Annotated in this window: 3 protein-coding genes; all 3 read left to right on the top strand. The window is 50.5% G+C overall.

The genetic code is table 11. The features are described from left to right. Window positions 1-241: 241 nt before the first annotated feature. The 3 genes from ABD931_RS22300 to ABD931_RS22290 all read left to right on the top strand — a co-directional run bounded on the left by ABD931_RS22300 (window position 242) and on the right by ABD931_RS22290 (window position 4,693). Window positions 242-652: a restriction endonuclease subunit S gene (locus ABD931_RS22300; RefSeq protein ID WP_345270185.1), complete on the top strand. Its 411-nt coding sequence runs from the start codon at window positions 242-244 to the stop codon at window positions 650-652. A 513-nt stretch (window positions 653-1,165) separates the two neighbouring features. Further along, entirely contained in the window at window positions 1,166-1,627 is a 462-nt protein-coding gene (gene tnpA / locus ABD931_RS22295; protein WP_345270184.1) for an IS200/IS605 family transposase, read from the top strand. A gap of 12 nt (window positions 1,628-1,639) precedes the next feature. Beyond that, window positions 1,640-4,693, top strand: a complete 3,054-nt coding sequence (locus ABD931_RS22290; protein ID WP_345270183.1) for a type I restriction endonuclease subunit R — start codon at window positions 1,640-1,642, stop codon at window positions 4,691-4,693. Window positions 4,694-4,709 lie beyond the last annotated feature (16 nt).

Genomic DNA, 4,709 nt, shown 5'->3' with positions numbered 1-4,709 from the left:
CTTACATTCGGGACTGGGGTATCAATGTCCGGCCAGTTTCTTATCGAAGCAGGGCATAAGGCTGCCTAGACTCAAAATAAAATCCGTAATAATAGAATCTGTGTCCAACTTATAGGGGGCTAAACCACCAAACAACAATGACTACGAACTTCTCTCCATATACACTGATATTGGTGTAAAACCACGTAAGGAGCTAGAAGAGAGAGGTAACCGAGCTTCCACTACTGATGGGTATTGGCGTGTGAAGAAAGGCGATTTTATTGTGAACAAGCTTCTAGCTTGGATGGGTGCCATTGGCCTTTCTGAGTACGATGGCGTAACTAGTCCTGCTTATGATATTCTTAGACCTATCATAGCAATAGCAGGTGAATACTATCATACGTTATTCCGACTACCTATTTGCTCATCGGAGTTAAAGCGTCACTCTCGTGGAATTATGGATATGCGGCTAAGGCTCTATTTTGATAAGTTCGGAGACGTCAGAGTTCCATCTCCTCCAGTGGAAGAGCAGCGAGAAATATCTCAAAAGCTGCTTGAACTCGATAATGAATTCAGCAACGCTGAAAAGATTCTGACTAAGCAAATCGAAAAGCTTCTGGAGTTGAAAGCGGTGCTGATTAACTCAGCGGTGACGGGGAAGATACGGGTGTAATCCTATTTGGACGGGAACCTATCTGCTATAATCGTGTCACCCCCGCGACGGCGGCCCGGTTCGGGGTTGAAAGGGGAATGATTTTCTTGCCTGAATGGCTATAATCATACCACCCCTTCGGGGTTTTCGGACCTTGTTAATTCCGGTATGCAATAATCTTATCTACCTCCGCGAGGGCGACCTTCGGGGTTTGAATAAGGAAATAACCCCGAAGGGGTGACACGATTATAGAAACCGAAATGCAAAGTATCCCATGCTAAACCCCGAACCGGGCCGCCGTCGCGGGGGTGGCAAGATTATAGCATCAACGTAACCGTTCCGTTTTGTAAAACCCCGAAGGGGTGACATGATTATAGCATTAACGTAACCGTTCCGTTTTGTAAAACCCCGAACCGGGCCGCCGTCGCGGGGGTGACATGATAAACCCCGAACCATACCACCGGGTTGATACACGCAAAAAATTAACGCCGGAACCATTACCTTTATCCCTAACCGAACCCCAACCCTACCACCATGCCCGGCACCTATTCGCAAATTTACATTCAGGTCATCTTTGCCGTGAAAGGCCGCGAAAACCTGCTCCGCAAACCCTGGCGCGATGAGGTATTCAAATACATGTCCGGCATCATCGACAGTAAAAATCAGAAAGCTATAATTGTTAACGGCGTGGCCGACCACGTCCACCTGTTTGTCGGCCTGAAACCGGCCATGTGCCTGTCGGACCTCGTCCGCGATGTAAAAAACAATGCCAGCAAATACATCAATGAGCAGCATTGGCTACCCGGAAAATTCGCGTGGCAGGAAGGCTACGGCGCGTTCTCCTACGCCCATTCGCAGCTCGATGCCGTGTATCAATACGTTCTCAATCAGGAAGAACACCACCGCACCCGAACCTTTCAGGAAGAATACCGCACGTTCCTGAAAAAATTTGCGGTCGACTACAACGAAACGTTTTTATTTGACTGGATGGAGTAACCTGTATCCACTATGCCTTCCTTAACCACAGAACAGGCCCTGGAAGCCGCCATTGAGAAAAAACTTGCCGGCACTACCCGCGAGGAGCTAAACGAGCCGGGTGGCTCCTCGCGGGCCGATATGGTTGCCGAACGGTACGAAACCTACCGCACCGGCAACGGCTACCAGATTGGCAACCCCACCGATTTCAACGCCGAATACGCCCTGGACACCCGCCGATTCTGGCACTTCCTGGAAACCACACAGGCCGATGAGTTAGCTAAGCTCAAAGACCAGCCCCAATGGGAGCTGCGTATTTTGCAGCGGCTCGACCGGATGATTTCCCGCTACGGCGTACTGCACGTACTCCGCAAAGGCTTGGAGGTCGATGACGCCTACTTTACCCTGATGTTTGTTCCTCCGCTGGCATCCAGCAGTGAGGAGGTAAAGCGAGACTTTGAGCGCAACGAGTTCAGCGTTACCCGGCAGGTACATTTCTCCAAAGCCAATCCGCATGAGTCCGTCGATATGGTGGTGTTCATCAACGGGCTATCAGTAGCTACCCTGGAACTCAAGAACCACTGGACCGGACAGACCGCACGGGTACATGGTATAGAGCAGTACAAAAAGCGGGATTTTACGCAGCCGCTGTTTCAGTTCGGGCGTTGTGTGGTCCACTTTGCCGTGGATACCGACGAGATTTTTATGGCCACCCGGCTCAATGGCAAAGACACGTTTTTTCTACCGTTCAACAAAGGGCATAATTTCGGAGCCGGAAACCCGCCTAATCCCTTTGGTCACAAAACCGCTTACTTGTGGGACGAGGTACTTACCCGCCAAAGTCTGAGCAACATCATCCAGCATTTCGTCACGCTCGACGGCAAACCGAGCGATCCGCTCACCAAACGCAACCTGATCTTTCCCCGCTACCACCAGTTAGATGTAGTTCGGAAACTCCTGGCCGATTGCAGCCGGAAAGGCGTTGGACAAACGTATCTGATTCAGCACTCAGCCGGTTCCGGCAAATCCAACTCCATTACCTGGACAGCCTACCAGCTCATTGAAACCTATCCGGAACGGGCCGACCTACCCGGCAGCAAAGGTACGGGCCATCCCCTGTTCGATTCGGTCATTGTCGTAACCGACCGCACTATTCTGGACAAACAAATCCGTGATAACATCAAAGAGTTTTCGGAAGTCAAGAATATTGTAGCCCCCGCCTTCAGTGCGCAGGACTTACGGCAGGCGCTGGAAAGCGGCAAGCGGATCATCGTTACCACCATTCAGAAATTCCCCTTCATCGTCAATGGCATAGCCGACCTGAGCGACAAGCGGTTTGCGGTTATCATTGACGAAGCCCATAGTTCACAGAGCGGCAGCGCCCACGACAACATGAACCGGGCCATGGGTCACAAGCCAGCACCGGACGATGAAGACGACGTAGACGAGCAGGATTTAATTATTGAAGCGATGCGGTCACGGAAGATCCGCGACAATGCTTCGTACTTTGCCTTTACCGCCACCCCAAAGCCCAACACCCTCGAAAAGTTCGGGGTGAAGCAGCCGGACGGAACCTTCAAGGAGTTTCATCTTTACTCCATGAAACAGGCCATTGAAGAAGGTTTTATCCTGGATGTATTGGCCAACTACACCACCTACAAGAGCTATTACGAGATTGAAAAATCGATAGAAGACAATCCGCTGTTTGACAACAAAAAGGCCCAGAAAAAGCTAAAAGCTTACGTTGAACAGCACCAGCAGACCATCAACACCAAAGCCGAGATCATGATCGACCACTTCATTCCCCAAGTGGTCAACAGCAAGAAGCTGAAAGGCAAAGCCAAAGGCATGATCGTAACGCAGAACATCGAAACGGCCATCCGCTACTACTTTGCCATTCGCCGGATACTGGAAGAGAAAGGAGCCCGTTTTAAGGCCATCATTGCCTTTTCGGGCAAGAAAACCGTTGATGGTATTGAATACACCGAAGACACGCTAAACGGATTTTCCGGTAAGGACATCAAGGAAAAGTTCGATACCGACGAATACCGCCTGTTGGTTGTCGCCAACAAATTCCTGACCGGCTTTGACCAGCCCAAACTATCCGCCATGTACGTAGATAAGCGATTACAGGGAGTCCTGGCAGTGCAGGCACTTTCGCGGCTGAACCGGTCGGCCAACAAGCTGGGCAAAAAGACGGAAGATCTGTTTATCCTGGACTTCTTCAATACCGTCGAAGACATTAAGGAGGCCTTCGATCCATTCTACACGGGTACTACCCTCAGCGAAGCAACGGATGTAAACGTATTGCATGAGCTAAAGGCACACTTAGACGGAGTTGGCGTTTATGAATGGGACGAAGTAGAAGAATTTGTTGAGAAGTACTTCAAAGGAGTCGATGCCCAACAGCTAAGCCCAATCATTGACACAGCCGCCGACCGGTTCAACAGCGGGTTAGAACTGGCCGACAACGACAAAGCCGATTTCAAGATCAAGGCCAAGCAGTTTGTGAAGATCTACGGCCAAATGGCTTCCATCATGCCTTTTGAGGTGCTGAAATGGGAAAAGCTGTTCTGGTTCCTGAAGTTCCTGATCCCCAAGCTCATCATCTGCAGTCCGGAAACGGCTGCTCTTGACGAGCTCTTAGAATCGGTGGACCTTTCCACCTACGGCCTGGAGCGGACCAAGCTTGGTCATTCTATAACCCTGGATGATGCTGAAACAGTTGTTGATCCGCAAAACCCCAACCCACGCGGAGCCCACGGAGGAGAACAGGACGAAAATCCATTGGACCTAATCATCAAAAGCTTCAACGAACGGTACTTTCACGGCTGGAGCGCAAGCCCTGACGATCAGCGAATGAAACTCGTGAGTATCACAAGCCATGTAAAGCAGCATCCCAATTTTGAAGTTCAATATGTTAATAACCCAGACGTACAGAACCGGGACTTGGCACTTATGCGCATGATACAGGAAGCCATTAGCCAGCAGCGCCGTAGCGAGCTGGAAATGTACAAGCTCTACTCCCAGGACGAAGGCTTCAAGCAGGCCATGCAGGATACGATTCGGAGGATGTTGAGCTTGTAAATGGGGAGGCTGGCCT

The sequence above is a fragment of the Nibrella viscosa genome, assembly GCF_039541875.1.
GTDB lineage: Bacteria > Bacteroidota > Bacteroidia > Cytophagales > Spirosomataceae > Nibrella > Nibrella viscosa.
This window is presented reverse-complemented; position numbering and strand designations above follow the sequence as displayed.